This is a genomic window from Mesorhizobium sp. M0862 (assembly GCF_040319795.1).
In the GTDB taxonomy this organism is placed as follows: Bacteria; Pseudomonadota; Alphaproteobacteria; order Rhizobiales; family Rhizobiaceae; genus Mesorhizobium.
Map to the genome: position 1 here is coordinate 1 of NZ_JAMYOJ010000025.1, position 26104 is coordinate 26104.

General features: G+C 62.6%; 28 protein-coding genes. 14 read left to right on the top strand and 14 right to left on the bottom strand.

From position 1 onward, the window contains the following. Nucleotides 1–144 precede the first annotated feature (144 nt). A complete protein-coding gene (locus NKI15_RS27255; protein WP_023705086.1) occupies nucleotides 145–1335 on the bottom strand; it encodes an aq_1923 C-terminal domain in 1191 nt (396 codons plus the stop codon). Between the two features lie 404 nt (nucleotides 1336–1739). Here NKI15_RS27255 and parC point away from each other — a divergent pair, with 404 nt between their 5' ends. Together parC and NKI15_RS27265 are read left to right on the top strand one after the other, a co-directional pair. Continuing rightward, on the top strand, nucleotides 1740–3992 hold the full coding sequence (gene parC, locus NKI15_RS27260) for a DNA topoisomerase IV subunit A (RefSeq protein WP_023705085.1): 2253 nt from the start codon (nucleotides 1740–1742) through the stop codon (nucleotides 3990–3992). Nucleotides 3993–4226: 234 nt separating this feature from the next. Next, nucleotides 4227–5441: an AI-2E family transporter gene (locus NKI15_RS27265; RefSeq protein WP_023693242.1), complete on the top strand. Its 1215-nt coding sequence runs from the start codon at nucleotides 4227–4229 to the stop codon at nucleotides 5439–5441. On the opposite strand, the gene NKI15_RS27270 is transcribed toward NKI15_RS27265, so the two are convergent. The 3 genes from NKI15_RS27270 to NKI15_RS27280 form a co-directional block, all read right to left on the bottom strand. Next, on the bottom strand, nucleotides 5429–6325 hold the full coding sequence (locus tag NKI15_RS27270) for a DMT family transporter (protein WP_023705084.1): 897 nt from the start codon (nucleotides 6323–6325) through the stop codon (nucleotides 5429–5431). The two genes, NKI15_RS27265 and NKI15_RS27270, sit on opposite strands and share 13 nt — an antisense overlap. Before the next feature lie 121 nt (nucleotides 6326–6446). Next, entirely contained in the window at nucleotides 6447–7211 is a 765-nt protein-coding gene (locus tag NKI15_RS27275) for an arginyltransferase (RefSeq protein WP_023682417.1), read from the bottom strand. Nucleotides 7212–7350: 139 nt separating this feature from the next. After that, nucleotides 7351–7821, bottom strand: a complete 471-nt coding sequence (locus tag NKI15_RS27280) for an RDD family protein (protein WP_023673020.1) — start codon at nucleotides 7819–7821, stop codon at nucleotides 7351–7353. Nucleotides 7822–8011: 190 nt separating this feature from the next. Between NKI15_RS27280 and sthA the strand changes: the two genes are divergently transcribed. Continuing rightward, nucleotides 8012–9400: a Si-specific NAD(P)(+) transhydrogenase gene (sthA, locus tag NKI15_RS27285; RefSeq protein WP_023682415.1), complete on the top strand. Its 1389-nt coding sequence runs from the start codon at nucleotides 8012–8014 to the stop codon at nucleotides 9398–9400. A 57-nt stretch (nucleotides 9401–9457) separates the two neighbouring features. Here sthA and NKI15_RS27290 read toward each other — a convergent pair whose 3' ends face one another. Beyond that, nucleotides 9458–10129 carry an alpha/beta hydrolase gene (locus tag NKI15_RS27290; RefSeq protein ID WP_245263482.1) on the bottom strand — a complete coding sequence of 224 codons (672 nt, stop codon included), beginning with the start codon at nucleotides 10127–10129 and terminating at the stop codon, nucleotides 9458–9460. 217 nt (nucleotides 10130–10346) lie between these two features. Here NKI15_RS27290 and NKI15_RS27295 point away from each other — a divergent pair, with 217 nt between their 5' ends. Continuing rightward, a complete protein-coding gene (locus NKI15_RS27295; protein WP_023826083.1) occupies nucleotides 10347–11540 on the top strand; it encodes an OpgC family protein in 1194 nt (397 codons plus the stop codon). Here the strand turns inward: NKI15_RS27295 and NKI15_RS27300 are convergent. Next, on the bottom strand, nucleotides 11529–12638 hold the full coding sequence (locus NKI15_RS27300; protein WP_352515206.1) for a LacI family DNA-binding transcriptional regulator: 1110 nt from the start codon (nucleotides 12636–12638) through the stop codon (nucleotides 11529–11531). The two genes, NKI15_RS27295 and NKI15_RS27300, sit on opposite strands and share 12 nt — an antisense overlap. A gap of 146 nt (nucleotides 12639–12784) precedes the next feature. On the opposite strand from NKI15_RS27300, the gene NKI15_RS27305 reads away from it, so the two are divergent. After that, nucleotides 12785–12928 carry a hypothetical protein gene (locus NKI15_RS27305; RefSeq protein ID WP_023673015.1) on the top strand — a complete coding sequence of 48 codons (144 nt, stop codon included), beginning with the start codon at nucleotides 12785–12787 and terminating at the stop codon, nucleotides 12926–12928. Between the two features lie 61 nt (nucleotides 12929–12989). Then, nucleotides 12990–13133 (top strand): hypothetical protein, encoded by a 144-nt coding sequence (locus tag NKI15_RS27310; protein ID WP_023697463.1) that lies wholly within the window; start codon nucleotides 12990–12992, stop codon nucleotides 13131–13133. Nucleotides 13134–13169: 36 nt separating this feature from the next. On the opposite strand, the gene NKI15_RS27315 is transcribed toward NKI15_RS27310, so the two are convergent. Together NKI15_RS27315 and NKI15_RS27320 are read right to left on the bottom strand one after the other, a co-directional pair. After that, nucleotides 13170–13544, bottom strand: a complete 375-nt coding sequence (locus tag NKI15_RS27315; protein WP_023697462.1) for a DUF423 domain-containing protein — start codon at nucleotides 13542–13544, stop codon at nucleotides 13170–13172. A gap of 43 nt (nucleotides 13545–13587) precedes the next feature. Then, nucleotides 13588–14853 (bottom strand): multidrug efflux MFS transporter, encoded by a 1266-nt coding sequence (locus tag NKI15_RS27320; RefSeq protein WP_352515207.1) that lies wholly within the window; start codon nucleotides 14851–14853, stop codon nucleotides 13588–13590. Between the two features lie 149 nt (nucleotides 14854–15002). On the opposite strand from NKI15_RS27320, the gene NKI15_RS27325 reads away from it, so the two are divergent. Then, nucleotides 15003–15668, top strand: coding sequence for a GntR family transcriptional regulator (locus tag NKI15_RS27325; protein ID WP_352515208.1), 666 nt, complete (start codon nucleotides 15003–15005; stop codon nucleotides 15666–15668). A 109-nt stretch (nucleotides 15669–15777) separates the two neighbouring features. Beyond that, nucleotides 15778–16011, top strand: coding sequence for a DUF982 domain-containing protein (locus NKI15_RS27330; RefSeq protein WP_245259900.1), 234 nt, complete (start codon nucleotides 15778–15780; stop codon nucleotides 16009–16011). A 72-nt stretch (nucleotides 16012–16083) separates the two neighbouring features. Here NKI15_RS27330 and NKI15_RS27335 read toward each other — a convergent pair whose 3' ends face one another. Beyond that, nucleotides 16084–16242, bottom strand: coding sequence for a hypothetical protein (locus tag NKI15_RS27335; protein WP_023673009.1), 159 nt, complete (start codon nucleotides 16240–16242; stop codon nucleotides 16084–16086). Nucleotides 16243–16420: 178 nt separating this feature from the next. On the opposite strand from NKI15_RS27335, the gene NKI15_RS27340 reads away from it, so the two are divergent. Continuing rightward, nucleotides 16421–17392, top strand: a complete 972-nt coding sequence (locus NKI15_RS27340; protein ID WP_023697459.1) for a glycosyl transferase family 90 — start codon at nucleotides 16421–16423, stop codon at nucleotides 17390–17392. 20 nt (nucleotides 17393–17412) lie between these two features. On the opposite strand, the gene NKI15_RS27345 is transcribed toward NKI15_RS27340, so the two are convergent. Then, on the bottom strand, nucleotides 17413–18456 hold the full coding sequence (locus tag NKI15_RS27345; RefSeq protein ID WP_023697458.1) for an aldo/keto reductase: 1044 nt from the start codon (nucleotides 18454–18456) through the stop codon (nucleotides 17413–17415). A 243-nt stretch (nucleotides 18457–18699) separates the two neighbouring features. On the opposite strand from NKI15_RS27345, the gene ppk2 reads away from it, so the two are divergent. After that, nucleotides 18700–19620 carry a polyphosphate kinase 2 gene (gene ppk2, locus NKI15_RS27350; RefSeq protein ID WP_023697457.1) on the top strand — a complete coding sequence of 307 codons (921 nt, stop codon included), beginning with the start codon at nucleotides 18700–18702 and terminating at the stop codon, nucleotides 19618–19620. Nucleotides 19621–19809: 189 nt separating this feature from the next. Here ppk2 and NKI15_RS27355 read toward each other — a convergent pair whose 3' ends face one another. Together NKI15_RS27355 and NKI15_RS27360 are read right to left on the bottom strand one after the other, a co-directional pair. Then, a complete protein-coding gene (locus tag NKI15_RS27355; protein ID WP_023697456.1) occupies nucleotides 19810–20454 on the bottom strand; it encodes a dihydrofolate reductase family protein in 645 nt (214 codons plus the stop codon). A 110-nt stretch (nucleotides 20455–20564) separates the two neighbouring features. Next, on the bottom strand, nucleotides 20565–21260 hold the full coding sequence (locus tag NKI15_RS27360) for a winged helix-turn-helix transcriptional regulator (protein WP_023682403.1): 696 nt from the start codon (nucleotides 21258–21260) through the stop codon (nucleotides 20565–20567). A 176-nt stretch (nucleotides 21261–21436) separates the two neighbouring features. Here NKI15_RS27360 and NKI15_RS27365 point away from each other — a divergent pair, with 176 nt between their 5' ends. Both NKI15_RS27365 and NKI15_RS27370 read left to right on the top strand, forming a co-directional pair. After that, entirely contained in the window at nucleotides 21437–21763 is a 327-nt protein-coding gene (locus NKI15_RS27365) for a DUF1330 domain-containing protein (RefSeq protein ID WP_023673003.1), read from the top strand. A gap of 140 nt (nucleotides 21764–21903) precedes the next feature. Beyond that, on the top strand, nucleotides 21904–22668 hold the full coding sequence (locus NKI15_RS27370; protein WP_023697454.1) for an imm11 family protein: 765 nt from the start codon (nucleotides 21904–21906) through the stop codon (nucleotides 22666–22668). A gap of 2 nt (nucleotides 22669–22670) precedes the next feature. On the opposite strand, the gene hemB is transcribed toward NKI15_RS27370, so the two are convergent. Then, nucleotides 22671–23726 (bottom strand): porphobilinogen synthase, encoded by a 1056-nt coding sequence (gene hemB, locus NKI15_RS27375; protein ID WP_023826080.1) that lies wholly within the window; start codon nucleotides 23724–23726, stop codon nucleotides 22671–22673. A gap of 88 nt (nucleotides 23727–23814) precedes the next feature. Continuing rightward, the gene (locus tag NKI15_RS27380) at nucleotides 23815–24321 is read right to left on the bottom strand and encodes a pyridoxamine 5'-phosphate oxidase family protein (protein ID WP_031208744.1); all 507 of its coding nucleotides are present in this window, start codon (nucleotides 24319–24321) and stop codon (nucleotides 23815–23817) included. Nucleotides 24322–24501: 180 nt separating this feature from the next. Here NKI15_RS27380 and NKI15_RS27385 point away from each other — a divergent pair, with 180 nt between their 5' ends. Both NKI15_RS27385 and NKI15_RS27390 read left to right on the top strand, forming a co-directional pair. Continuing rightward, nucleotides 24502–25539, top strand: a complete 1038-nt coding sequence (locus tag NKI15_RS27385; protein WP_023693253.1) for an enoyl-CoA hydratase/isomerase family protein — start codon at nucleotides 24502–24504, stop codon at nucleotides 25537–25539. Beyond that, the gene (locus tag NKI15_RS27390; RefSeq protein WP_023682398.1) at nucleotides 25536–25958 is read left to right on the top strand and encodes a DUF6163 family protein; all 423 of its coding nucleotides are present in this window, start codon (nucleotides 25536–25538) and stop codon (nucleotides 25956–25958) included. Before NKI15_RS27385 ends, NKI15_RS27390 begins: the two co-directional genes overlap by 4 nt. The last annotated feature ends 146 nt before the right edge of the window (nucleotides 25959–26104 follow it).

Consider the following 26104-nt stretch of genomic DNA (forward strand, 5'->3'; position numbering starts at 1 on the left):
GTCTCTCGCCAAACCATCGCCGGTCCTCCGGCGGACAAGAAAACTGTCACCCATGCTATCGGTCCATTCTGTTACCTATCTATCCGGTTCGGACACCGGCACCTTCTCCCCGTATAGTGACGGGGAGAAGGGGGCGAACTTCGATCAGTCTTCGTTGGCCTTGACGTGGACGCCCAGCGTCTTGGTCAGGTCGGCCGGGTTGGACATGGCGCCGGCCATGATCAGCGCGAACGGCACCGCTGCGGGCGGCTCGGCCGAAATCTCGAGGCTCTTCGGATCGTCGAGATACTTGCTCACCGCGGCCGTCACTTCGGCGGTCAGTTCGGGATTGTTGAGCTGCGCCATGCCGAACGGCACGATCGCCTTGGCCTGGTTGGCGATGTCCTTGCCCGACATGCCCTGCTGCTTGCCGACATACTCAAGCACTTTGCCGGTGAGCGAATCGTCGTCGAAGCGGATCGATGCGCTGTTGAAGGAGAGCTGCTGCAATAGTCCGAGCAGGGCCATGCCTTGCGCCGAATTGTCGGCGCCTTCCGGCTGCGCCGCCATCTTCTTCTGCATCTCCTGCAGCGACTTGACGAAGTCGACCGTGTAGCCGCCGAGGCCGAAGGTCATGCCGAGCGTGCCGGCATTCTCGACCGAGATGTCGTATTTCGACAGGTCCATCTTGCCGTCGCTCGGCTGCCAGGTGCCGCCGATTTCGATATTGCCCGAGATGTTCTGGTAGCCGAGGGCCTCGATGGCTTCCTTGGATTTCGCATCGTCGACCAGGGTCAGGTCGGCGTTGAACTTTTCCGTGGTGGCGGAAAACTCCATCGCCTTGCCGTCGGCCGGCGGCGTGATCTGGACAGCAAGCCCATCCACCGAGAAGGCGGTCTTGTCGGCAACCTTGACCGTCAGGTTTTCGAGTTCGGCCGACTTGTAGATCATCATCGAGCCGAGCGGGCCTGTAGCGCCCTCAGCCGGGATGTTGGCGTCGTGGATGACGAAGGGGGTGAGGTTGAGCGTGACGCCGTCCTTGCTGTGCTGGAAGGCCGAAGTCGTGATGGTCGCGACATCGAAGCCGCCATTGGCTTCGGTCACGCCTTCGAGCTTGACGTCGCCGATCGGCAGCGCCTCCTTTTCGGCCGCCGGTTTGACCGACACGCCCTGCAGCACCATGCTGGAATTGTCGCCGGTAACGCCGGTCCAGGTGATATCGACGCCCTGGACGGCAAGTGCGGCCTTCAGTCGGTCGGCAACCGCCGTGTCTTGCGCAAAGGCGGCATTCAGCGGCAGCGTCAGCAAAAAGGTCGAAAAAGCAAGTTTCTTGAGTGTCGAACGTTGGATTGTCATCGCGAGTTCCCTGAGAGAGTCCTGAAAAAGTGTTTTCTCAATTCTACGCCATCACCATTCCGTGACGAACTGGACGGGAAAAAGGCGCTTTCCCGCAGAGTTGTCGAAAATCACGGCGAAAGGCAAATCGGAGCGGGAGCCTTCGCCCGATGCGGTGAATATGTCATGAAGGTCGGGCTCCCCTGCGTACCGTCTCCTGCCTTAGAGAGGGCGTGTAACAGATTGATGTTGGTTGGCAACAGCACTGCTACCGCTGCTGTTGCACAGGGACGGCAAGGGGGGACATGAAGTCCGTCACATCCATTGTCGGACCTTGAGCCGCCCTCGTCAGCCCAAAGGCTGCAAAGTGCGGATTTCCGCAGCCCCGCCTTGCCGCGAATCACCCGCTCGGCTAGTCCAGCCGCATGGGAAAAAGGATTTTGCCGCCTGAAAATGGCGGCGGTGACCACATCGAACCGGTCGATCTGAAGAAGGCGCTGGAAGAGCGCTATCTCGCCTATGCGCTGTCGACCATCATGCACCGGGCGCTGCCTGACGTGCGCGACGGGCTGAAGCCTGTGCATCGCCGCATCATGCATGCGATGCGGCTGCTCAGGCTCAACCCCGACCAGGGCTTTGCCAAATGCGCCCGCATCGTCGGCGACGTGATGGGCAAGTTCCATCCGCATGGCGACCAGTCGATCTACGACGCGCTGGTGCGCCTGGCGCAGGATTTCTCCATGCGCTATCCCCTCGTCGACGGGCAGGGCAATTTCGGCAATATCGACGGCGATAACGCCGCCGCCATGCGCTATACCGAGGCGCGCATGACCGAGGTGGCGAGCGATTTGCTTGCCGGCATCACCGAGGACGCCGTCGATTTCCGGCCAACCTACAACGAGGAGGACGAGGAGCCCGTAGTGCTTCCCGGCGCCTTCCCGAATCTGCTCGCCAACGGTTCCTCCGGCATTGCGGTTGGCATGGCCACGTCCATCCCGCCGCACAATGCCGCCGAGCTTTGCAACGCAGCGCTGCAGCTGATCGAGCAGCCGGACGCGCCGGTGACAAAGCTGATGGAGTTCGTCCAGGGGCCGGATTTCCCGACCGGCGGCATCATCGTCGACAGCCGCGCATCCATCCTGGAGGCCTATGAGACCGGCCGCGGCGGTTTTCGCGTGCGCGCCAAATGGGGCCAGGAGGATCAGGGCAGGGGCACCTGGAGCATCGTCGTCACTGAAATCCCCTACGGCATCCAGAAGGCCAGGCTGATCGAGAAGATCGCCGAGCTTTTGATCGCGCGCAAATTGCCGCTGCTTGAGGATGTCAGGGATGAAAGCGCCGAGGACGTCCGCATTGTGCTCGTACCGAAGAGCCGTTCGGTCGATCCCGGCATTCTGATGGAATCGCTGTTCAAGCTGACCGAGCTCGAAAGCCGGTTTCCCCTCAACATGAACGTTTTGTCGCGGGGCAAGGTGCCTAACGTCCTGTCGCTGAAGGGCGTGCTGAAGGAGTGGCTCGACCATCGGCGCGATGTGCTGATCCGCCGCTCGAAGCATCGGCTTGGCGAGATCGAGAAGCGGCTGGAAATCCTTGCCGGCTACCTGATCGCCTATCTCAACATCGACGAGGTCATCAGGATCATCCGCGAGGAGGATGAGCCCAAGCAGGTGATGATGGCCCGTTGGTCGCTCACCGACACCCAGGCCGAAGCCATCCTCAACATGCGGCTGCGGGCCCTGCGCAAGCTGGAAGAGTTCGAGATCCGCAAGGAGTTCGACGGTCTCACCACCGAGAAGAAGCAGATCGAGGCATTGCTCGCATCCGACGCCAAGCAATGGTCGACGATCAAATGGGAAGTCACGCAGGTTCGCGACAAGTTCGGCCCCGAGACCGAACTCGGCAAGCGCCACACCCAGTTCGCCGACGCGCCGGAGCATGATCTGACCGACATTGCGCACGCCATGATCGAGCGCGAGCCGGTCACCGTGGTGGTCTCGGAAAAGGGCTGGCTGCGGGCGATGAAAGGCCATCTGGCCGACCATTCCACGCTCACCTTCAAGGAAGGCGACAGCCTCAAGCTCGCCTTCCATGCCCAGACCACCGACAAGATCCTGGTCTTCACCACCGGCGGAAAATTCTACACCATCGGCGCCGACCGGCTGCCGGGCGGCCGCGGCCATGGCGAACCGATCCGCATCATCGTCGACATGGACAACGACCAGGACATCGTCACCGCCTTCGTCCACGACCCGAAGCGCAAGCTGTTGCTCGTCTCCTACGATGCCAATGGTTTCGTCGTGCCGGAGGAGGAGGTCGTCGCCAACACCCGAAAGGGGAAGCAGGTGATGAACGTCAAGGCGCCCGACGAGGCCAAGGCCTGCGTCCCCGTGTCAGGCGATCATCTCGCCATTGTCGGCGAGAACCGCAAGATGCTGGTGTTTGCGCTCTCCGAAATTCCCGAGATGGGCCGCGGCAAGGGCGTTCGCCTGCAGAAATACAAGGATGGCGGTCTGCTCGACCTGAAACCCTTCACGCTGGCGAGCGGCCTGTCCTGGCAGGATTCCGCCGACCGCACCTTCGTCAGGTCGCGCGAGGAGCTGGCGGAATGGATCGGCGCGAGAGCGTCGGCCGGACGGATGGTGCCGAAGGGATTCCCGCGGACGGGGAAATTTGGGTAGGGATCTCCCCCTCGAGGGGGAGATGTCGCCGAAGGCGACAGAGGGGGTCGGTACGTCCTGACACGACACCCTTTCGCTGGCAGAGAAGGCTGGCGCTTCATGCGCGGCGACCCCCTCTGGCCTGCCGGCCATCTCCCCCTCAAGGGGGGAGATCCCAAGGCATTTGGACTATCGTCACGATTGCGGCACTATAACAGTGCATAAACGCTGTGTAGGCTGGGGAGAATTGACCGTTTGAAGGAAGCGAAGATCCAGAAGCCGGAACGTCAGCAGCGCCTGTTCGGCCTGTCGACACCGTTGCGATCCGCCGTCATTCCGCCGCTGTCGGCTGCGCGCTGGCTGTTGGTGCTGATCGTCGCCGCCGGCGTCTATTTCTTCCACGGGTTCCTGTTTCCCGTGCTGGCAGCCCTCGTCATTGCTTTTGCCAGCTGGCCGCTCTACCGCCGGCTGCTTGCCGGTGTCGGCGGTAACCGCACCGTCGCCGCGACGCTCGCCATCCTGTTCATCCTCGCCTTCCTGGTGGTGCCGATAGCGCTCGCCGGCACCTACGCCATCAACGAGGTCCGCGAATGGGTGGGCTGGGCGATCGAGACCAACAGGCACGGCGCGGTCACACCGCACTGGATCACCTCGCTGCCTGTCGTCGGCGAGTGGCTGAACGAACAGTGGATCGACAATTTCGGCCATCCCGGCGGCATCGGCGAGCTGATCCAGCTGGTCAGCGGCGCCAATATCGGCAGCATCTATCGCGGCGTGCTGGCTGCCGGCGGCAGCGCCTTCGGCCTGTTGCTGACGCTGCTGTTCATGATGATCGCGCTGTTCTTCGCCTACCGCGACGGCGAACACTTTGCCAGCCAGATCGACCGGCTCGGCGAACGCATCCTGCCGACGCGCTGGGAGCGGATTTCGCGCGTCGTGCCGGCGACCATTTCCTCGACCGTTACCGGCATGACCGTGATCGCCATCGGCGAGGGGCTGGTGCTCGGGATCGCCTACTGGCTGGCCGGGGTGCCGTCGCCGGTGACGCTGGGCGCATTGACCGGCGTGATGGCGCTGATCCCCGGTGGCGCGCCGCTGTCGTTTACGCTTGTATCGATCTACCTCGCCGCCAGCGGCTCGCCGATGGCGGGTCTGGCGCTGTTCATCTGGGGCGCGGTGGAACTGTTCATCGTCGACAAGACCTTGCGCCCGAAGCTGGTCGGCGGACCGATCAAATTGCCCTTCCTGCCCACCTTTTTCGGCCTGATCGGCGGCGTCAAGACGATGGGCTTTCTCGGCCTGTTCATCGGCCCCGTGCTGATGGCGCTGCTGGTGGCGATATGGCGCGAATGGCTGCGCGAGGTGGAACTGGCCGAAGACACCGTTCCAGATGCCGTCGCCGAGCTCGAAGGCGGGCCGCCGCAGATCGAGATTGTCGCCGGCCCGGCGAAGAAAAGTCAGGCTGGGTAAGCGACAGCAAGTGCTGCCCGGCGCTTGCGCCCCTCATGCAGCTGCCACAGGGAATGCGCGACCAGCGTGACGATCAGGATCACGCCGCCGATCAGGCCGTTGCGCGACGGCGCCTCGGCAAAGATCATCCATATCCAGACCGGCGCCAGAACCGTTTCCAGGAGATAGAACATCGCCACTTCCGGGCCTGAAATGTATTTCGGCCCGTTGGCCAGGCAGAAGAAGGCGAACGGCATGATGACGGCGCCGTTGAAAACGATCCACCATGGCGCTTCCACCTGGAAACCGGTCCTGGAGACCATGAGCGCCGCCAGCCCGAACGGCAGCAGGACGCCGGTCAGCGCGGTGAATCCCATATCCCTGCCGCTGGCGCGTGAAACGGTGATGGCGCAGGCAATCGCCAAGGCCGAACACAGCGCCATCACATCGCCGAACAGATTTCCCGTGCCGACGGAATCGCCGACGATGATCGCGATGCCGACGATCATCAGCGCCATTGCCGCAAGCGTCAGCGGCTGCGGTCGCTCCTTCAGGAACAGCCACGACAGCAGCGCCGAGAACATGGTGGAGAAGGCCAGGATGAAAACCAGATTGGCGGTCGAGGTGTTGTAGACGGCAGTGATGAAGGCGATTGCGCCGAGCCCGTAGAGGGTGGCGACGACGAGCCCCGACCAGCCGGGTATCAGCTGCGGAGCATTCTTGCTGAACGAGCGCCAGATGGCCCATACGATCAGCCCCGCCACGAAGGTGCAGCCGGTGCGCAGCAAAAGGATCGTCCAGGCTTCGCCATGGGCGAGCCGGATCAGGGGAATGTCGATGGTCAGCGCCAGCCCGCCAAGCGCGGTGAGCAGAAGTCCTTTGGTGTGGGCATTGTGAGAGGACATGCAACGGCTTTCGCAATGATTTGAGCAGATGCCGGTCGGCGCAATCGCCCCGCCAACGGGCGGAAAGACCAGCATCGTCTCGGCTGAAAATGTTTAGATCAGGATTTGGTAAGAAGAAAAATCAGCGCGTGACCGCTTCGTGGTCGTAGCGTTCCCAGCCCTTCGGGCCGAGATGCTCCTGCGGCATGAAGCGCATTTTATAGTTCATCTTGCGCGAGCCGTTGACCCAGTAGCCGAGATAGACATGGGGCAAGCCCATGGCCCGGGCGCGGGCGATATGGTCGAGGATCATGAAGGTGCCGAGCGAACGGTCCTCGAACTCGGGATTGAAGTAGGAATAGACCATCGACAGGCCATCGGCCATCTTGTCGGTCAGCGCCACGGCGATCAGCTCGCCCTGGCCCTTGCCGGTGATGAATGTGTCGGGGCCGCGGCGCCGGTATTCGATCACCTTGGTGTCGACATGGGTATCCTCGACCATCATGGCGTAGTCGAGCACCGTCATGTCGGACATGCCGCCGCGGCGATGGCGAGCGTCGAGATAGCCGCGAAACAGCGAATACTGCTCGGTCGACGGCTGCGCGTCGTGCATGGCGCCGATCAGATCGGAATTGCGCTGGATCACCCGCTTCATGTTGCGGCTGGCGGTGAACTCCTGCGCCAGGATACGCACCGAGACGCAGGCGCGGCAGGTCTCGCAGGCGGGACGGTAAGCGATGTTCTGCGAGCGCCGGAAACCGCCTTGCGTCAACAGATCGTTCATCTCCGGCGCCTTGTCGCCGACCAGATGCGTGAACACCTTGCGTTCGAACTGGCCCTCGAGATACGGGCACGGCGATGGCGCGGTCAGGAAGAACTGCGGCGACTGGGTCGGATGGTGCGTCATCGAACCTTGGGAACACTCCTGCGAATCGCTCTACCTTTGGCTTGGCTGGCGAAAAATTCAACAGGATTGTGAAGGCGGGGTTGAACGGACCCCTTCACATTTGCGCACAAATGCCTGTTGGCGTCGGTTGGACGCCGGTTCAACGGTCGCTGCGGCTGACGACCGTGCCAAGCAGCAGGTCGTGCAGTGTGCGCTTGCGATCGGAAAACAGCGTCACCAGGAGGACGAGCGGCGTCAGGATGACCGTGCTCGCCCAGAACAGCACCGAATGGACAACGGCGGTGAGGCCGTCGATACGGCTGCCGTCGAGACGATCGAGCCGAATGCCCATCATCTTCATGCCTGATGTGGCCTGGTTGCGACCGCCCAGCGTGTTCCAGATGTAGAGAATGGCGACCGCCGGCACGAGGATGGAATACAGCGCCCAGCCAAGACCGAATGTCAAAAGGCCAAGCACGGCCACCAGGATCGCGAACGGAATGGTGAGCAGCGCCACGATGCAATAGTCGATGATGAAGGCCAGGATGCGCCGCGTGCGCACACCGTCATAGGCCCTGACGTCGTCGAGCCTGCTGGTGATGATTTCGCCGTCAAGTACGCGCGCGTTCATGTCATGTCCTCGCAACAGGCGCCACGCTAGGGTGCGCCGCCACTGAAATGGTGAAGACCGCGGGCGGAATCAAGATCGGTTCGTCCATCGGTCCTGCTCGGCAGTGTGACGCGGTTGAGCCGATTGAATTTGGTGGACGGATGGCGTTAGCTTGCTGCGGCGCAACAAGACGCCCAGGGGACGGGGTTACATGGATTACGACATGCTGGTCATCGGCAGCGGCCCTTCCGGGCGCCGCGCCGCGGTGCAATCGGCCAAGCTCGGCAAATCGGTGCTGGTGGTCGACAGGGGCCGGCGCCTCGGCGGCGTCTCGGTGCACACCGGCACCATCCCGTCGAAGACGCTGCGCGAGACGGTGCTGAACCTGTCCGGCTGGCGCGAGCGGGGCTTTTACGGCCGCGGCTACCGGGTCAAGCAGGACATCTCCATCGCCGACCTGGTCGAGCGGCTGCACAAGACGCTCGACCACGAGGTCGAGGTGCTGCAGCACCAGTTTATGCGCAACGCCGTCAAAAGCGTCCGCGCCATGGCGAAATTCGTCGGCCCAAACAAGGTCAGCCTGACGGCAGACAATGGCGACTACTCGGAGGTTGGTTTCACCAATGCGCTGATCGCGGTCGGCACCAGGCCGCACCGGCCGCGCGACGTGCCTTTCGACAAGATCCGCGTCTTCGACAGCGATGAGATGCTGGAACTCGACCATCTGCCGCGCACGCTGACGGTGATCGGCGCCGGCGTCATCGGCGTTGAATATGCGACGATCTTTTCGGCGCTCGACGTACCGGTGACGCTGGTGGAGCCGCGCAACACCATCCTCGATTTCGTCGACCGCGAGATCGTCGACGACTTCATCCACCAGATGCGCGACCGCGGCATGACCATTCGCCTCGGCAGTACGGTCAAGGAAATCGTCTCAAAACCCGACTATGCCGAAGTGACGCTCGCCGATGGCCGCACCATCCGCTCCGAGATCGTGCTTTACGCCGCCGGCCGCAGCGGCAATCTCGGCAGCCTCGGCCTCGACGTGGTCGGCATCGAGGCCGATTCCCGGGGCCGCATCAAGGTCGATCCGCAGACCTTCCAGACCAGTGCGCCCAACATCTATGCCACCGGCGACGTCATCGGTTTCCCCAGCCTTGCCTCGACATCGATGGAGCAAGGCAGGGTGGCCGCCTGCCACGCCTTCGGCGTGCAACTGCCACCGCCGCCGGAAACCTTCCCCTATGGCATCTACGCCGTGCCGGAAATCTCCACCGTTGGTCAGTCGGAGGAGCAGGTGCGCGAGAGCGGCGCTGCTTATGAAGTCGGTCTGGCGCGGTTCCGCGAAACCTCGCGCGGCCACATCATGGGCGTCAACTCCGGCTTTCTGAAGCTGCTGTTCTCGGTCGAAACGCGCCGCCTGCTCGGCGCCCACATCGTCGGCGAAGGCGCCACCGAACTGATCCATATCGGCCAGGCGGTGATCAACCTCGGCGGCACGGTTGATTTCTTCGTCAACAACACCTTCAACTATCCGACGCTGGCCGAAGCCTACAAGATCGCCGGGCTCGATGCTTGGAACCGGATGGGACAGGGCTAGGCGACGAGCATCTGCTCAGCTGTTCCGCCGGGCGCCGATGCGGTCTACCAAGGTCTCCTAGCCTGCCTGGCGTGCGGCCAATGCTGGTCCCGCAAGCCACTGCCGGACGATGGCGGCATCCGGGTCGCCGATTTCGTGACCTGAAGGCACGATGCGCGCATCGACCTCGGCGCCATGTTTGTTGAGCAGCGTCACCAGTGGCGGCGCAAACGGCCCGTAGGTCTCATCGGCGGCACCGGCGACAATCAGGACGCGCGTTGCGGTCAGATTGGTTGCCGGCGCATCGTCAAGCACGGGCATTGCTCTCAGCAACGCCGCTTTTCGGACGAGGCCGGAGTTGAGCAGCATCAGGCTGGAAACCAGATTGGCGCCGTTGGAATAGCCGAGGAAAGTCGCCCGGGCGAGGTCGAGCCCGTGGCGCTTTGCGGCCTCGCTTGCGAAGGCGGCAAAGTACGATGTTTCGGCACGGATGCTCGCCTGTTCGAAACTGGTCGGCGTGATCCGCTCGAACCAGCGGAAGCCGTCTTCTTGGCGGATGCGGCCACGCACCGCGACCAGCGTGGCGTTAGGGGCGATCTGCCTCGCAATCGGGACCATCGTCGTTTCGTCGACACCCGATCCGTGCAGTAAAAACAGGCTCTCGCCGCCGGCATTCTCCGGCTTGAGGAGGCGGTAGGGAAAGGCCAGATCCTGGTGCAGAAAGGCGTTCTCGTCGCTATATCGATGCACGCTCATATCTCGTTGTTTTCACGGAGACATTGGTCCTTTGCCAGCTTCAAAACGGAATATTTTCACGCTCCGCCAAATGTGATTGCAACAGGCTCATTTCAGACCGTTTCTGCGCCGATATGCTCCCTGCGGGAGGAATCGAAGCGGTGTGCGCCGATGGTCGCATCCCGGCATGAACAACGCGAGCACCCTTGCTCTCCTTTGAGGCCTTTTGTCGATGACCCTGCCAGTTCCGCCCGATCGCGCCCCGCGTATCGCCGATCGCGACACGCGCATTGACGTGTTCCGTGCGCTCGCACTCCTGACCATCTATATCGACCACGTGCCGGGCACCGTCTTCGAAACGCTGACCTACAAGAATTTCGGATTCTCGGACGCGGCGGAAGCCTTCGTGCTGATTTCCGGCATGTCGGTCGCACTCGCCTATGGCAACAAGTTCCAGCCGGGCGGCCGGCTGCTGGCGATGTTGAAGATGTGGCGCCGGGCCGGCGTGCTTTACAGTGCCCACATCGTCACCACCATGGTTGTGATGGCGTTGTTCTGCGCCGCGGCGGTGTACGGCCGGCGGCCGGAACTGCTCAAGCTGATCAACATCGAGCCGCTGATGAAGAACACGCCGGAGGTCATGATCGGCATTGTCACGCTCGGCCACCAGCTTGGCTACAACAACATTTTGCCGGTCTATGCGGCGCTGCTGTTGATGGCGCCGCTTTTCCTGCTCTTCGTCAGCTACCGGCCGCTCCCGGCGCTGGTCTTTTCCGGCGCGCTGTGGCTTGCCGCCGGCCTCTGGCAGATCGCGCCGCCGAACTATCCCGAGCCCGGCTTCTGGTTCCTCAACCCGCTGTCCTGGCAATTCCTGTTCAACATCGGCCTTGCCGGCATGCTGCATGTCAGGCGCGGCGGCACAATTCCCGTCAATCGTTGGCTGGTGGGCGCCGCGGCGGCCTATGTCGCGGCAGCGGCGGTCTGGGTGCACAGCCCGCTCTGGGGCGAGATAACGTGGTTTAACCTGCCCGTGGTGATCGGCGGCTTCGACAAGACGTTCCTGTCGCTGCCGCGGCTCCTGCACATATTGGCGGTGAGCTATCTGATCGTCGCCCTGCCGGCTTTCTCGAACCTGTTCCGTCTCAGCCCGGATCATCCGCTAGCGCTGCTCGGCAAGCGCTCCTTGCCGGTGTTCCTCGCCGGCACGCTGATCGCCATGGCGGCGCAGGTGATGAAGCTGATCAATCCGGGCGGCTTTGCCTATGACGCCTTGCTGATTTCGGCCGGCATCGCCATGCAATTCGTGCTCGCCTTCTATCTTGAGTGGCTGTCCGGCATCGGCTCGAGCAAAAAGCCGGTTCGCAAAGAAGCGCCAGCCGTTCACCAGACCTTCGGCATGCCCGCGATGCCAAGGCTAAGCCGATGATCCCACATCAGCCGCCTGGCTAGCAGGCGAGGGGCCGGACGACCCCCGCACCACGAGATCGACCGGCAGCAATTGCCGGTGCTGCGAGCCGTCATTTTCGAGGATCGCCTTGACGGCCAGGCGTCCCATCTCGGCGATCGGCTGGGCGACGGTGGTTAGTGGCGGCTCGGAGTCGGCGCCTTCCGGCACGCCGTCGAAGCCGACGATGGACACATCGCCCGGCACGGCAATGTTACGCTCGCGCAGCCAGTCGAGCGCATGCAGCGCAATCTTGTCCGACATGGCCAGGATTGCCGTCGGCGTCTGCGGCAGCGCGAAAATATGATCGAGGCCGGCCCGCACGCTCGCCTCGTCATTGAGGGTTTCGTAGATTGGCACTTGCGAGACGTCGATGCCGAAGCGGGAGAGCTCGCCGAAATAGCCACGCAGACGGTCGCGTGTGCCCGAGTAGAGGGATGTCGTCTCGACTTGCTCCTGCGTGACGGGACCAAAGCCAGCGTCGGCAGATTCCAGGGCGAGTACGGCAAAGCTGCGATGGCCGAACTCGGCCAGATGGCGCGCCGCCAGACCCGCGCCGGCGACGTTGTCGACGCCGATCGCAGCGACCGCCTCATTTTCCGAATCGAGATCAAGCGCCACGAAAGGCAGTTTGCGTTCGCGCGCCAGTTCGACCAGCCGCGACCCACCCTCGATGCAGAACACGATGAAGCCGTCGACCAGGGCGCTCTGGATGTTCCAGGCGAGCTGCTCGCTGTTGGCGGCCGAGACCAGCGAAATTCCGGCGCCGGTGGCGTCGCAGGCCTGCGAAATGCTGGCCATCATGACGCGGGCAAAGGGATCGTCGAAGAAATAGGACAATGGTTCTGCCGTTGCCACGCCGATGGCGTTGACCTTGCCGGCGCGCAGCAGCCGGCCCTTGGGATCCGGGCCGGCATAGCCCATCGCTTCCGCCGCCGCCTTGACCCGCTCGCGGACCTCTTCGCGCACGATTTTCGGGCGAGCGAACACGTTGGACGCGGTACCGTGCGAGACCCCGGCCGCCTTGGCGATGTCGGCAAGCCGCACTGGTCTTGTCTTGCCGGAGGTCAATGCCGTCATTTTCGTCTCCTGAACCGGAGCCTGTTTAGCACTTTCGTTGGATCGGTTCAAATTTTCCCTTGATCGGACGGCGGAGAGGGTCTATATTTGAATCGATCCAAGGGATTCATCAAGTACAACTTGGATCGATTCAAGAAGACGGTGCCATGCATCCCGTGAATTATCTGTTCGAAGACATCTACGGCAATGATTGGGGCATAGTCTCCGACGCCGCCACCCGCAGGCGCCGCGACAAGGTCGGGCCGTGGAGGCGTGACCTGCAATACCTTGTGAAACGCAAGCGCAGCTGATCGGCCAGACATTTTCGTGCCAGCTGATTGGATCGATTCAAGTTCTTGAAGAGGAACGACCATGCATCCCGTGAAACATCTGTTCGAAGACATTTATCGCAATTACTGGGGTATCTCGCCTGCCACGGAGCAGCCGCAACGGCGGCGGCCGACCAAGCCTGCCAAGCGCAACCGCGACCTGCTGCCGGAAAGCCGGCAGGATTAAATCTGCGATATTTGATGGGGCAGGGTTCTTGCCCCGTCAGGTCCGTTGTCGCACGAGCGCCGAGGCCGCGATCACCAGCCAGCCCGCGATGAGCAAGGTGCCGCCGATCGGCGCCGACATCGGGAACAGCCGCGATCCCACGAAATCCCGTGCCAGCAGATCGCCGCAGAACAGAACAAGCCCGACGAGCAGCACCAGGCTGCCGATCCGCAAGATCCGGCTTGCGCCGGCGAGGCCGACGGCCAAAAACACCGGCGCATGCATGATCAGGAAGGATGCCGCAGTGCCGACGAAGGCGCCGCCGAGATGCGCTGATGCCGCCGACAGCGCCACGCCCGCCGCGCCGGCGAGGCCGCCGGCGAAAACGAGGATGCGCGCGCTGTTTGCTGGTGCTGACTCGGCTATGCTCATGTCTCGGGCTCCGTGATTGACGATAGGCGGCGCAACCTGTCTGTCAGGATTTTTCCGATATCGCCAGCATGTCGCGCGTGCGGCGCGCCTGTGCCAGCCAATTATACACGGCACCGCCCGCCATCAGCACCGACGTGCCGAGAAACACCGCGCGCATGCCGAAATGGCCGCCGACGAAGCCGCCCAGCAGCGGCCCCGCGACCTGGCCGACATATTGCGCCGAGATTGCCAGGCCGAGCACATTGCCGCCGACGCCGTCGGGAACATTGTGGCGGATGACGCTGGTGATGCAGGGCAACAGCCCGCCCAGCACCAGACCCATAAGGAACCGCAGCCCGACCAACTGCCAGCTCTCGGTGACGAAGGCCTGCGGTATCAACAGCAGCGCCGAGACGGCCAGCGATGCGACGATGACGTTCCAGTGGCCGATGCGGTCGGCGAGTTTGCCCAGCCGTGACGCCGACAGGATGGCGCCCAGCGCCGCCGCCGACATGACGACACCTGAGACCAGGGTCACCCGGCTTGCGTCCGCGACCAGTTGCTGGACGTAAACGGTGATGATCGGCTCGATCGACATGTTGGCGAAGGTGAACAGCATGCCGGTCGCCAGCATGGCCACGACAGGGCGTTTGTCGGGGATCTGCGCCCAACTTCCCTTTGGTTTCTCCTCGCGTTTTGCCTGCATTGGCGGGCGAGGCATCTCCTTTATCAGGAACGTCGTCGCCAGCGCCGCCAGGAAAATGACGCCGCCCGCGATGAGGAAGGTGGCGCGAATACCGATCAATGGCGGCAGCGCGCCGCCAAGCAACGGGCCGACCAGGGAGCCTGCGGTGATGCCGGCCGACAGCACGCCGAGCGCCCAGCCGGAGCGCTTCTTCGGCGTCTGCATGGCGACAAGGATCGTCGAGCCTGAGGAATAACCGCCGGCAAAGCCGATCAGCAGGCGCAAAAGCACCAATTGCCAGACGGTCTGCACCATGCCGGTCAGCGACATGCAGATCGCCATGCCGAAACTGGCGCGCACCAGCATCACCTTGCGGCCGTAGCGGTCGCCGAGCCGCCCCCACAGCGGTGCGACAAGGGCCGCGGCAAGGAAGGTGGCGCCGAAGGCGATGCCGGACCATTGCACGATCGCCGCGTGGCCCACGGCGCCCAGCTGTTCGACATAGAGCGGCAGGAACGGCAGCAACAGCGTCATCGCCACAAGCGTGCTGAACGATCCGGCAAAGCACACGAGCAGGTTGCGCCGCCAATGAATGTTGTAGGTGGAAGGCGCTTCGGCGGCCTGCGCTGCACTGTCCTGCGGCATGTCCTGTCCTGTCCGCTTGCTGCGGATACCATTTTGGGATACCAACTTGGTACCTCATGGACGCAAAGCCCGGCTGCTGTCAATCAGGCGCTCTCAATGTGAGCGGCAAGACCAACGGGCAAGGCCGATCGCCAGCAATGGAAGCAACTATGTCGCAGATGCAGATCGTCGAAAAAGCGCTTCGCGAGATGATCCTTGGCCTCGAGATCGGTCCTGGCGAGCGGCTGACGGAGCGCTGGATCGAGAGCCGCTTCGGCGCCTCGCGCACGCCGGTCAGGGCAGCCCTGCTGCGGCTGGAGACGGAAGGGCTGATCTGCCGCGACGGGCGCGGCTGGACCGTGTCGCCCATCAACCTTGCCGAACTGGAACAGATCGCGGTGTACCGCGAAGCGGTCGAGGTCGCGGCGGTCAGGCTGACTTCGGCGCTGGCCGACAGGAGCGCAGCCGATGTCATCGAGGCGATGCTGGACTCCTGCGACACTGCCACGCCGCGCGAGGAATGGCACCGCGTCGGCATGGAGTTCCATATCGAACTGGCGCGGCTCTCCGGCAACGAGTTCCTGTTTCGGGCCGTGCGCGATGCCATGACGCGGCTGTCGCGGGCGCGCTGGCTGGAGGTGCGCGACGAGGCAGCGCTCGGCCGCGCCTGGAGCGAGCATCACGCCATTCTGGCAGCGGTGCGGGCCGGCGATGCCGATGCGGCGGCGGCGCGACTTTCCGCCCATATCGCCGGCAGCCGCGCCCGCCTGGTGACGTCGTTGCACAATGACCGGCGCGGCCTGCGCGCCAGGGGTTTTGCCGTCGTCGCCGCTTGATACCGGTCACGAAAACGAAAGAACGCCGTCGCGATCCGCTTTCGGCCTCGCTTCGCGGACGCCGATGGCGTAAGAGGCGGCCATGGAAAACAACCGATTTGAAACACCCGTGACCGTTAAGTCGGGCACGGAGGGAAGCACTCAGCTCTTGCGTACGGTGCGCGAGGCTTCCGATTACCTGCTCAACAGCTGGCCCGGCAAGCGCAGCCCCAAGCACCGCGAAGCGCTGCAGGCCTGCCATGACGCGCTGGCCGGCGACAAGCCGGCGATGATTGCAAGACGCGCCTTCATCGCCGCCGCGCGCGAGGTCAACGTCTTCGTCAGCGACAAGGCCCCGGCCTGATCACATCGGCCTGATCAGACCGGCATTTTGCCAGGATCCGGCCCGTTTCGCGGGCCGGTGATCCTGTCTTGCCTATTTTTCTGTCTCGGTGTCGGTTTTCGAACTTGCCTCGTTCTCAGGCTCGGCGCGCTCCTTGGCCGCGACCTTGGCGGCGAGCTTCTCCGCCTTCTTGGCGGCCTTCTGCCGGTCGCGCTCTTTGCGTTCCTGACCGTAATTCGGTGGTCGAGCCATATCGTTTCCTTTCGCTGTGCCTGATCCTGCCTAGAAGCATTGGCCGGCAAACACAACAGCGCCGCGAGGGCAGATGCCAGCGGTTGTGGACTTGCGTGATGGCGAACACAATGGTTTAGAAAAGGCTGCGGGACAGTTGCTGGAGCCGCCGCCGACCGATTTCGAATCAAAACGACCGATGGCCACGCTTCAAAGAAACGCACAGAAGCTGATCTACTATGCGCGCAACGCCATGCGCGACATCGCGCCGCCGGTTCTTTTCCGGCGCCGGCTCGGCCGGCTGCTCGATCAGGCCAGGCTTTCCGACGCATCGGTCCGCCAGCGGCTCAATTACTACAACACGCTGCGGGAGCCTTTTAGCCCCAGCCCCGAGGCCGTGCCGGTCAGCCGGCTGCCGTCGGACCGCAGCATGTACTATTACGATCTGAAGGAGTTCACCCGTTATTTCGACCCAGATCTGCGCATCGACCTGGAATTCGGCGACGTCATCGAAGTGCCGAAGATGCCGTCGATCGTCAAGGACCGGCCGATAGCGGGCGACAACGGCAACGGCGTCCTGTTCAAGCTGAACAAGTTCCGTCATTTCTACATGCCGGCCGACGATGTCGCCTTCGCCGACAAGCATCCGCTCGTCGTTTGGCGCGGCGAACTCAACAATCCGATCCGCACCTTGTTGCTGGATGCAGCCCGCAATCTGCCGTTCTGCGATGTCGGCACGCCGAGGGCGACAGCACCTGCGGAATACCGCAAGCCCTATCTCAGCATCGATCAGCAGCGCCGCTACCGCTATATCATCTCGCTCGAAGGCAATGATGTCGCGACCAATCTGAAATGGATCATGAGCTCGAACTCGCTCTGCCTGATGCCGCCGCCGACCTATGAGACCTGGTTCGCGGAAGGGCAGCTCGAGCCCGATGTCCATTATGTGCCGCTGGCGCCCGACTTCAGCGATCTGGCCGAGCGCGTGCACCATCTCGAGAAACATCCGGCCGAGGCCCAGCGCATCGTTGCGGCGGCCAACGCCTATTGCCGCAAATTCGCCGACGAGCGGGCCGAGCAGGCGATCTGCCTGCTCGTGCTCTACAAATATTTCGTGCTCAGCGGCCAGATCGAGCCCGATCCGCAGGTCTGGCGGTTTATCGCGGGCTAGCGGCCTCCGGCGCCCTTAAGTCAGATGACGCTGCGGTCCATAACCAGATCGGCCGGGCCGAAGCGGTCCTTCGCCGTAAACTGCTGGTGCCAGTAGGGATAGAGCACCGGCGGCCGGCTGACGGCATCGAGACGCTGGCGTTCATCAAAGGACAGCGTCAGGCTTGCCGCGGCGAGATTGTCTTTCAACTGGGCTTCGTTGCGCGCCCCGATCACCAGCGAGCTGACGGCCGGCCGGCCAAGCAGCCAGGCCAGCGCCACCTGGGCCGCCGAAAGGCCGCGTGCCGCGCCGATATCGACCAGCACGTCGACAATCCGCCAGAGCCGGTCTTCGTCGCGGATCGGCGGTTCCGACCAGCCGCCGATCTGGCGCGCCGTCGGACTGTCGCGGCGGTATTTGCCCGACAGCAGGCCGCCGGCGAGCGGGCTCCACACCAGCACGCCAAGGCCCTGGTCGACCGAGATCGGCAAGAGCTCATACTCGGCCTCGCGTGCTTCCAGCGTGTAGTGGATCTGCTGGGTGACGAAACGCGGCTGGTGCTGGCTGTCGCTGATGCCCAGCGCCTTCATGACCTGCCAGCCGGAATAGTTGGAGCAGCCGACATAGCGGATTTTGCCCTGGGCAACCAGCGTGTCGAGCGCGGAGATGGTTTCCTCGAGCGGCGTCGCGCCGTCCCATTCGTGCAGGAAATAGATGTCGATGACATCGGTCCTGAGGCGCTTCAGGCTCTTCTCGCATTCGCGGATCAGATGATGGCGCGACAGGCCTTCGTCATTGGGGCCCTTGCCGATCCGCATGCGCGCCTTGGAGGCGATCAGCACGTCGTTCTTGCGCTTGCCGCCCAGCGCCTCGCCGATGATCTCTTCCGACAGACCGTTGGAATAGACATTGGCGGTGTCGATGAGATTGATGCCGGCATCGATGCAAGTGTCGATGATGCGCGAGGCCTCCGCGAGATCGGAATTGCCGACGGCAGCGAACGGCCCGCTGCCGCCGAAGGTCATGGTTCCCAAGGTCAGCGCCGAAACTTTCAAGCCGGAACGGCCAAGCGTGCGGTATTCCATGTCAGATCCTCGTAGTTTTGGTGGGGAGGCGGTTTTAGCAGGAAAGGGCGGGGAAGCCCGAACGGGTCCGCCATTTGTAGGACAATTTGAGCGGCTTGTCGCCATCCCAGGGCGATGGATCGGCAATGCTCGCTGGTTTGCAGTGATCACCGGCTGGCCGGCGGCTTGCAATAAAACCGTCATTGGCGGCCTATATCGAGTCGGCTCAGGGTTTTATGTCAGCCGGCAAGCGGAGCAGTGGAAATGACTGAGTTAAAGCAGAATTCTCCGGCCAGGGATTGGCTGGAAGCCGAACTCGCCGACACGCTCGATGAGGACTATGAGCTGGAAATGTCGGAGCCGGCGCTGTCGCTGGAGATCGCCAAGATCTACAAGAGCGCGCATCCGCCGTCGATCGATCGCATGCAGTATTTCCGCGACCTGATCGGCTTGCAGTCGGAACTGATCAAGCTGCAGTCCTGGGTCGCCTACCACAAAAAGAAGCTGGTGGTGGTTTTCGAAGGCCGCGATTCCGCCGGCAAGGGCGGCGTCATAAAGCGCATCACCCAGCGCCTCAACCCGCGCATCTGCCGCGTCGTTGCGCTGCCGGCGCCGACCGAGCGCGAAAAATCGCAGTGGTATTTCCAGCGCTACGTGCCGCATCTGCCGGCCGGCGGCGAGATCGTGCTGTTCGACCGCTCCTGGTACAACCGCTCCGGCGTCGAGCGGGTGATGGGCTTTGCCGAACCCGATCAGGTCGAAGAGTTCTTCCGCGACGTGCCGGAGTTCGAGCGCATGCTGGTCCGCTCCGGCGTCACGCTGGTCAAATACTGGTTCTCGATCACCGACGAGGAACAGCAGATGCGCTTCATGATGCGCATCCACGACCCGATGAAGCAGTGGAAGCTGTCGCCGATGGACCTGCAGTCGCGCGTGCGCTGGGAGCAGTACACCAAGGCCAAGGAAGAGACGTTTGCCCGCACCAACATCCCAGAGGCACCGTGGTACATCGTCGAAGGCAACGACAAGAAGCGGGCGCGGCTGAACTGCATCGACCATCTCCTCAAACAGCTGCCCTATGAGGACGTGCCGCACGAAGAAATCACGCTGCCCGAGCGGGTGTTCAACCCGGAGTACGAGCGCCAGGTCCTGCCGCGCGAGCTTTACGTGCCGGAGAAGTATTGAGCACTTTTCCTTCTCCCCGTTTCACGGGGAGAAGGTGCCCGAAGGGCGGATGAGGGGCAGCGCCGGCATCGACGAATTCACAGCCGTCGGACGCTGCTAACCTCCAAAAGCAGCGCTGCCCCTCATTGCCTGCCGGGCATTTCTCCCCGTAGAACGGGGAGAAAGAAGCCTGCGCCTATCACTTCGCCACTACACCCGCTTGATCGTCACATGCGTGGCGAGCGCTGTCGCCACCTGCTCGGTGCACTGGTAACCCAGCTTCAGCATATCCAGCCCGGCAAACAGGCTCTCGCCCCTCCCGAGCAACACCGGCGACACCGCCAGATGCAACTCGTCGATGAGCTTCTCTTGCAGATATTGCCGGATGGTGGAAACGCCGCCGCCGACGCGGACATCCTTGCCGCCGGCCGCGGCCTTTGCTTGTTCGAGCGCGGCGTGGATGCCGCCGGCAACGAAGTGGAAAACGGTGCCGCCTTCCATCACAATGGGGTCGCGCTTGTAGTGGGTCAGCACGAAGGTCGGCACGTGATAGGGCGGGTTGTCGCCCCACCAGCCTTTCCAGCTCTCGTCTGGCCATTCGCCACGGATCGGGCCGAACATGTTGCGGCCGAGGATCCAGGCCCCGACATTGTCGAAGCTGCGGACAGTGAACCGGTCGTCCACATCGGTGGTGCCGCCATCCTTGCCGACCATCTCATGGAAGGTGCGGGTGCCGGTCATCCATTTGTGCAGATATTCGCCACCAACGCCGAGCGGATTTTGCAGGTCCTGGTCAGGACCGGCGCCGAAACCGTCGAGCGACAAGGTGAAGGCATTGACGCGAAGTTTGGACATGGAGACTCCCTTTCGGTGACCAGTTGTGATTTGCAATCAGTATTCAAACTGATTGCATTTTGCAACTAGTATTTTTAGAGGCAAGCCGATCTGTGGAATGCGCAGGGACCTCAAGCCGCCACGCGCTTCGGCATCACCGCAAACGGGCTGAGCCCAAGCCAGATCTGCATCTTGCCGGCGACGTCGAGATCGCCGGTCAGGCTGATCTTGTCGCGTTCCTTGTGAACTGTCGTCAGCCCCATCCAGATCGAGGTCATGGTGCACAGATCGGTCGAGACGTAGAGATCGACGTCGAAGCCCGGATCGTACCAGCAAAGATCGACCTCGCCCTGCTTTTCGACGATCAGCCACCACGATCGTTTTGACGCCGGCAGGTCATGGTACAGGAATTGTATCACGGTGCGCCCGTCCGGCAGCGGACTGGGGTTCAGATTGCGCCGCATGTCCCACATCAGCAGCGACGGATCGAGGTTTTTGAGCGACAGCCTGGCCTCGACCCATTTCTGGCCCCAAAACCCCATCGCCTCGACAACCGGGCGCAAATCCCGGCCCGCCTCGGTCAGCCGGTATTCGAACACGCCCTTCTCGGTCGCGATCTCGGTCCGCTCGACGATGCCGCCGGCCTCGAGGTCCTTGAGCCGTTGCGACAGAAGGGTTGGCGACATTTTCGGCACGCCGCGGCGCAAATCGTTGAAGCGGGTCGATCCCGCCACCAGTTCGCGCAGCAGCACCATGGTCCAGCGTGTGCAGAGCAGCTCGGCGGCCATGGAGAGCGGGCAGAATTGCTTGTAACCGGCTTGTGTCATGTGGTGAGCTCCAAAAGATGTTGCCGGACCTTATTCAGAAAACCTGAGTTCAGCCAGTACAGAAGCTGTACTGGCACCCCCGGTACAGTTCTGTGACTGGAGCGGTCCGGCGCCGCCATGCGAGGCAGCGGTCACGTCACCGGGCAGTCCGGTGCCGATCCATGAGGAGTTGGACAATGACCGCTTACGTGATCGCAGACATCAAGGTGAAGGACGACAAATGGGTGCCGGCCTATGCCGCTTCGGTGCATGACCTCGTCCACAAGCATGGCGGCAAGTATCTCGCCCGCAGCGGCAATGTGAAGACGCTGGAGGGCAAGCCGCTCGACACCAGCCTGATCGCCATCATGGCGTTTCCGTCGGCAAAGGCAGCCGAAGCCTTCACCAACGATCCGCAATACGCTCCGTTTGTGGCGGAGCGCCGGAAGGGCAGCGACAGCCGCTTCCAACTGATCGACGATACCGATCTCGCTGGAACGATCCCTTATTTGCCGAAGGCGTGAGGAAAAGCCGGAACCCGGTGTATCAGGGTTCCGGCTAACCCTTCAGCATTTGCGCCACTTCGGGCGCGAAGCAGGTGGACGGGTACTCTCACGCGATTTAGTCTTGAACTCGAAAGTCGGTAAACTGAGCAGGCGCGCACGTGACCATTATTTCACTCATTGCAAAACTGTTTGCCAACCGGAACCGCCCGCAGAATAGGCCAGCTCAAGTCCCAGAGCGGGTTTTCCGCAAAGAGGCGAAATTCAAGAAACATGGAAAATTCTTCCAGATCGGACCGACATATCGCGGCGGGTCCCATTGTCTTCAGCTGGAAAACGCCCAAGCTTTGGTGCCGCCACCCCGCATACTGCTCGGGCCGACGGAGTTTGGGGGATACGGCTTTCCTGAGTACCCGGAGACGCCCAGGCTACGGCCTGAAGCGACAGCCTATTGCAGGCCACCAAAAGACTTAGAAGATTTTCATTGTTACTGGCTTGTATCCGAGCGCCTGAAGGACGTTCTGCAGTCAGTCGACCCCGATGGGGTCGTGTTTAACGACTGCGACGTATTCTATTTGAGCGGAAAGCCGATCGAACCAAAGCACTACCTTTGCGACATCGTTCGCAAGATTGATGCCGTGGATCTCGAATCGTCGAAGTTTAGGCTTTTGATCGGCGAGAATGGAGGCGTCCACTACGACCGCGCCGGAGGCGCCTGCTTCTATTTCAAGGAGGAGATTGTTGGCGATGCGCATATCTTCAAACAGAAGAACATGGGCATTGTCATTTGCACCCCCAAATTGAGAGAAGCCTGTGTTGAAGCAGGCATCAAGAAGCCCGACTTGTTCCAAGACATGTCGGTTTGCGGGCGTGGTCGGCTGGACTTCGAAACAAGAAATGTCAAAGAGAGTTATGTGCTGGAGTGAATTTATCCCTTCAGCATTTGCGCCACTTCCGGCGCGAAGTAAGTCAGGATGCCGTCGCAGCCGGCGCGCTTGAAGGCGAGCAGGCTCTCCAGCATTGCCTTTTCGCCGTCGATCCAGCCATTGGCGGCCGCCGCCTTGATCATCGAATATTCGCCTGACACCTGGTAGGCGAAGGTCGGCATCTGGAACTCGTCCTTCAGCCGGCGGATGATGTCGAGATAGGGCAGGCCGGGCTTGACCATCAGCATGTCGGCGCCCTCGGCGATATCCTGCTCGGCCTCGCGCACCGCTTCGTCGGAATTGGCGTGGTCGAGATAATAGGTCTTCTTGTCACCCTTGAGCAGGCCGGCGGTGCCCACCGCCTCGCGATAGGGGCCATAGAAGGCGGAGGCGAATTTCGTCGCATAGGACATGATCGCCACATCCGAAAAACCGTTGGCGTCGAGTGCGTCGCGAATGGCGCCGATGCGGCCGTCCATCATGTCGGACGGCGCGATGATGTCGGCGCCGGCCGCCGCCTGGATGACGGCCGCGGCGGTCACCTGTTCCACCGTCTCGTCATTGACGATGATGCCGTCGCGCAAGATGCCGTCATGGCCGTGCGAGGTGAACGGGTCGAGCGCCGCATCGGTGATGATGCCGATCTCCGGCACCGCGTCCTTGATGGCGCGGGTGGCGCGGTTGATGATGTTTTCCGGGTCGAGGATGTGCGATCCCGTCTGGTCGCGCAGGCTGAGTTCAACATTGGGGAAGGTGGCGATCGCCGGAATGCCGAGCTTAGCGGCCCGCTCGGCCTCCTTGACGGCGAGGTCCAGCGACAGGCGGAAGACGCCGGGCATGGCGGCGATCGGCTCGCGCGTGTTCTTGCCGTCGATCACGAAGATCGGCCAGATCAGATCGTTCACCGTAAGCCGGTTTTCCTGCACCAGGCGGCGCGACCAGTCGGCCTTGCGCATGCGCCGCAAGCGGCGGCTGCCGGTGATCTCGTCGACGCTGCGCGCACCGGCGGGCTTTGCCGGTGCGAATTTGTTGCTCGTCGCGGGGGTGAATTTGTTCATCGCAAAAACTCCGGGTCGGGGCGGCTTTTACCACGAGGCCTTGCCGCTGACCAATGCGACACGATTGTGCCAGTCGATAACGCGCTGCTTACGGCTTCGGCGGCCACGCCAGTTCTGGGCCGGTTTTGAAGAACGACACATTGTTGGTGAAGGTGCTCTCCGGGGCGAGCCGGATCAGGCGCCCGTCCGGATGGCCGATGTCGGCGACATTGTCGATGAACCAGCGGTTCCAGGTCGCCTCCGGGCCGAGATATTTGTGCAGCAGCCGTTTGAAGCGGTTCGGCGCCATCGCTTCTATGGTGGCGACGCCGCGCAGGCCGAGATGCAGCAGGATGCCGGCCTCATTGTCGAAATGGACGATCTCCACGGCGCAGCGCGGGTCACGTTCGAGGTGTTTGACAGCACTTGCGCCGGTCGAGCCGAGTAGCCAGATCGCAGCGTCCTCCCAGATGAACCACATCGGCGCGTTGCGCGGCGCGCCGTCAGCGGTCACGGTCGCCAGATTGGCCATCAGCGGGCGGCTGAGAACATCATCCGGGTCGAACTTTTTCGGCATCTCCCAGCCATGGCTCGGCGCTGCGGTTTGAAGCGTCATGCGTTTGTCCCTGCATCAGAAGAAAGGCTGTTTTGCCCGGCAATTTTGCGCGCATTTCTGTCGGGGGCAAAGCACGGTCGCGTTGCCTTGCGAAAATCCAAACCGCGCCCGCCGGTTGACGCACCCATGCGCCACCTTTAGCACTTCAGTCCCGCAGGCGCGGGGAGGGATTCTCTGACGATGGACTTTGGCGGCGGCGACGAGATCCGCTTCGAACGGTTGGGCAAGGCAGGCGTCGTCACGCTGACGCGGCCGCAGGCGCTCAATGCGCTGACACATCGCATGATCAAGGCGCTGGACAAGGCGCTCGACGCTTTTGAACGCGATACCGGCGTCGATGTCGTCGTCGTCAAGGCCGAGGGCAGAGCGTTTTGCGCCGGCGGCGACATCATGCACGTCTACGAGGCCCGCGCCGGGAAGCCGCCGGTCGAGTTCTTCGCCGACGAATACCGGCTCAACGCCCGCATCAACAGTTACAAAAAGCCCTATGTCGCGCTGATCGACGGGATCGTTATGGGCGGCGGCGTCGGCATCTCTTTCCACGGTTCGCAGCGTGTGCTGACCGAGAACGCCCAGTTCGCCATGCCCGAAGTCGGCATCGGTTTCTTCCCCGATGTCGGCGGCAGCCATCTTCTGCCCGACCTTGGCGGCAGCTTCGGCATGTATCTGGCGCTGACCGGCAACCGCATCCGCTATGGCGATGCGCTGTGGTCTGGCCTGGCCACCCACACCATCAAGGCCGCCGACCAGGCTGCCTTTCTCGACCGGCTCTGCGCCAATGGCGATCCGGAATCGGTGCTGCGCGGCTTTTTCGTGCCGGCCAGGCGGGAGACCGGCCAGCCGGTGCTGGAAGCCATCGCCCGGCATTTTTCCCAACCCTCGCTCGCCGAAATCCTCAAGAGCCTGGAGCGGGCGGCAGGCGCCGACGAGTTTGCCGCCAAGACGCTGGCCACCATCCGCACCCGCTCGCCGACCAGCCTCAATGTCGCGTGGCGCCAGATCAGCGCCGGGCTGACGCTGTCGATGGAAGCCTGCATGAAGATGGAGTTCCGCATCCTCAACCGCATGCTGGCCGGGCACGACTTCTATGAAGGCATCCGCGCCGTCCTCGTCGACAAGGGTTCGACGCCGCAGTGGCGGCCGGCAAGCCTGGCCGAGGTCGACGCTGCTTCGGTGGACGCCTATTTCGCGCCGCTCGAACGGGAGCTCGAACTGTGAGCGAGGTCACGTCGCGGCGCATCGTGCTGCAGCCCTCGGGCGTCGAGATCATCTTCGCCTGGTTCCAGCGCGTCATAGCTGGCTATTGCCTGCTGTTCGGCATCCTGTACTGGATCCGGCTGATCGGTTTTTATCCCGGCCCGCTGTGGCGCTTCGACCTGATGCCGGTGCACTGGCAGGTCGTGGCGGTGATGCTGGCCGTGTTCTTCCCCTTCGCCGCCGCCGGCCTGTGGATGCTGGCGTCGTGGGGCCCGGTGATCTGGTTCATCTGTGCTGTCACCGAGACCATAATGTATGCCGGCTTCCCCGATCTCTACGGCCACCGGCCGCTGATCGTCTTCTCGCATGCCGCGGTCGCGCTGCTCTACATCGCCTTCCGCGTCGTCATCTGGATGCGCAAGCGCCCTGCGCGCGCCTGAAACGCCGCCCCGCAGCCATTGGCTAAATCTTTAGGTTAATTATCCTTGCTCGGGTGACCGTTCGTTAAGCGTCTTGCGAAACCTATTACCGGTAAGCTCTTGTTAGCCCTAGCGTTTAAGTCGAATTTTATGAGTATTCGATAGTG

Coding starts and splice junctions, on each gene's coding strand:
- NKI15_RS27335 (WP_023673009.1), bottom strand. CDS start 16,242: ATGGCTCGACCACCGAATTACGGTCAGGAACGCAAAGAGCGCGACCGG.
- NKI15_RS27320 (WP_352515207.1), bottom strand. CDS start 14,853: ATGCCGCAGGACAGTGCAGCGCAGGCCGCCGAAGCGCCTTCCACCTAC.
- parC (WP_023705085.1), top strand. CDS start 1,740: ATGGGAAAAAGGATTTTGCCGCCTGAAAATGGCGGCGGTGACCACATC.
- NKI15_RS27255 (WP_023705086.1), bottom strand. CDS start 1,335: ATGACAATCCAACGTTCGACACTCAAGAAACTTGCTTTTTCGACCTTT.
- NKI15_RS27360 (WP_023682403.1), bottom strand. CDS start 21,260: ATGACACAAGCCGGTTACAAGCAATTCTGCCCGCTCTCCATGGCCGCC.
- NKI15_RS27270 (WP_023705084.1), bottom strand. CDS start 6,325: ATGTCCTCTCACAATGCCCACACCAAAGGACTTCTGCTCACCGCGCTT.
- NKI15_RS27295 (WP_023826083.1), top strand. CDS start 10,347: ATGACCCTGCCAGTTCCGCCCGATCGCGCCCCGCGTATCGCCGATCGC.
- NKI15_RS27345 (WP_023697458.1), bottom strand. CDS start 18,456: ATGGAATACCGCACGCTTGGCCGTTCCGGCTTGAAAGTTTCGGCGCTG.
- NKI15_RS27325 (WP_352515208.1), top strand. CDS start 15,003: ATGTCGCAGATGCAGATCGTCGAAAAAGCGCTTCGCGAGATGATCCTT.
- NKI15_RS27385 (WP_023693253.1), top strand. CDS start 24,502: ATGGACTTTGGCGGCGGCGACGAGATCCGCTTCGAACGGTTGGGCAAG.
- NKI15_RS27300 (WP_352515206.1), bottom strand. CDS start 12,638: ATGACGGCATTGACCTCCGGCAAGACAAGACCAGTGCGGCTTGCCGAC.
- NKI15_RS27275 (WP_023682417.1), bottom strand. CDS start 7,211: ATGACGCACCATCCGACCCAGTCGCCGCAGTTCTTCCTGACCGCGCCA.
- ppk2 (WP_023697457.1), top strand. CDS start 18,700: ATGACTGAGTTAAAGCAGAATTCTCCGGCCAGGGATTGGCTGGAAGCC.
- NKI15_RS27280 (WP_023673020.1), bottom strand. CDS start 7,821: ATGAACGCGCGCGTACTTGACGGCGAAATCATCACCAGCAGGCTCGAC.
- NKI15_RS27340 (WP_023697459.1), top strand. CDS start 16,421: ATGGCCACGCTTCAAAGAAACGCACAGAAGCTGATCTACTATGCGCGC.
- NKI15_RS27305 (WP_023673015.1), top strand. CDS start 12,785: ATGCATCCCGTGAATTATCTGTTCGAAGACATCTACGGCAATGATTGG.
- NKI15_RS27380 (WP_031208744.1), bottom strand. CDS start 24,321: ATGACGCTTCAAACCGCAGCGCCGAGCCATGGCTGGGAGATGCCGAAA.
- NKI15_RS27315 (WP_023697462.1), bottom strand. CDS start 13,544: ATGAGCATAGCCGAGTCAGCACCAGCAAACAGCGCGCGCATCCTCGTT.
- hemB (WP_023826080.1), bottom strand. CDS start 23,726: ATGAACAAATTCACCCCCGCGACGAGCAACAAATTCGCACCGGCAAAG.
- NKI15_RS27365 (WP_023673003.1), top strand. CDS start 21,437: ATGACCGCTTACGTGATCGCAGACATCAAGGTGAAGGACGACAAATGG.
- sthA (WP_023682415.1), top strand. CDS start 8,012: ATGGATTACGACATGCTGGTCATCGGCAGCGGCCCTTCCGGGCGCCGC.
- NKI15_RS27310 (WP_023697463.1), top strand. CDS start 12,990: ATGCATCCCGTGAAACATCTGTTCGAAGACATTTATCGCAATTACTGG.
- NKI15_RS27355 (WP_023697456.1), bottom strand. CDS start 20,454: ATGTCCAAACTTCGCGTCAATGCCTTCACCTTGTCGCTCGACGGTTTC.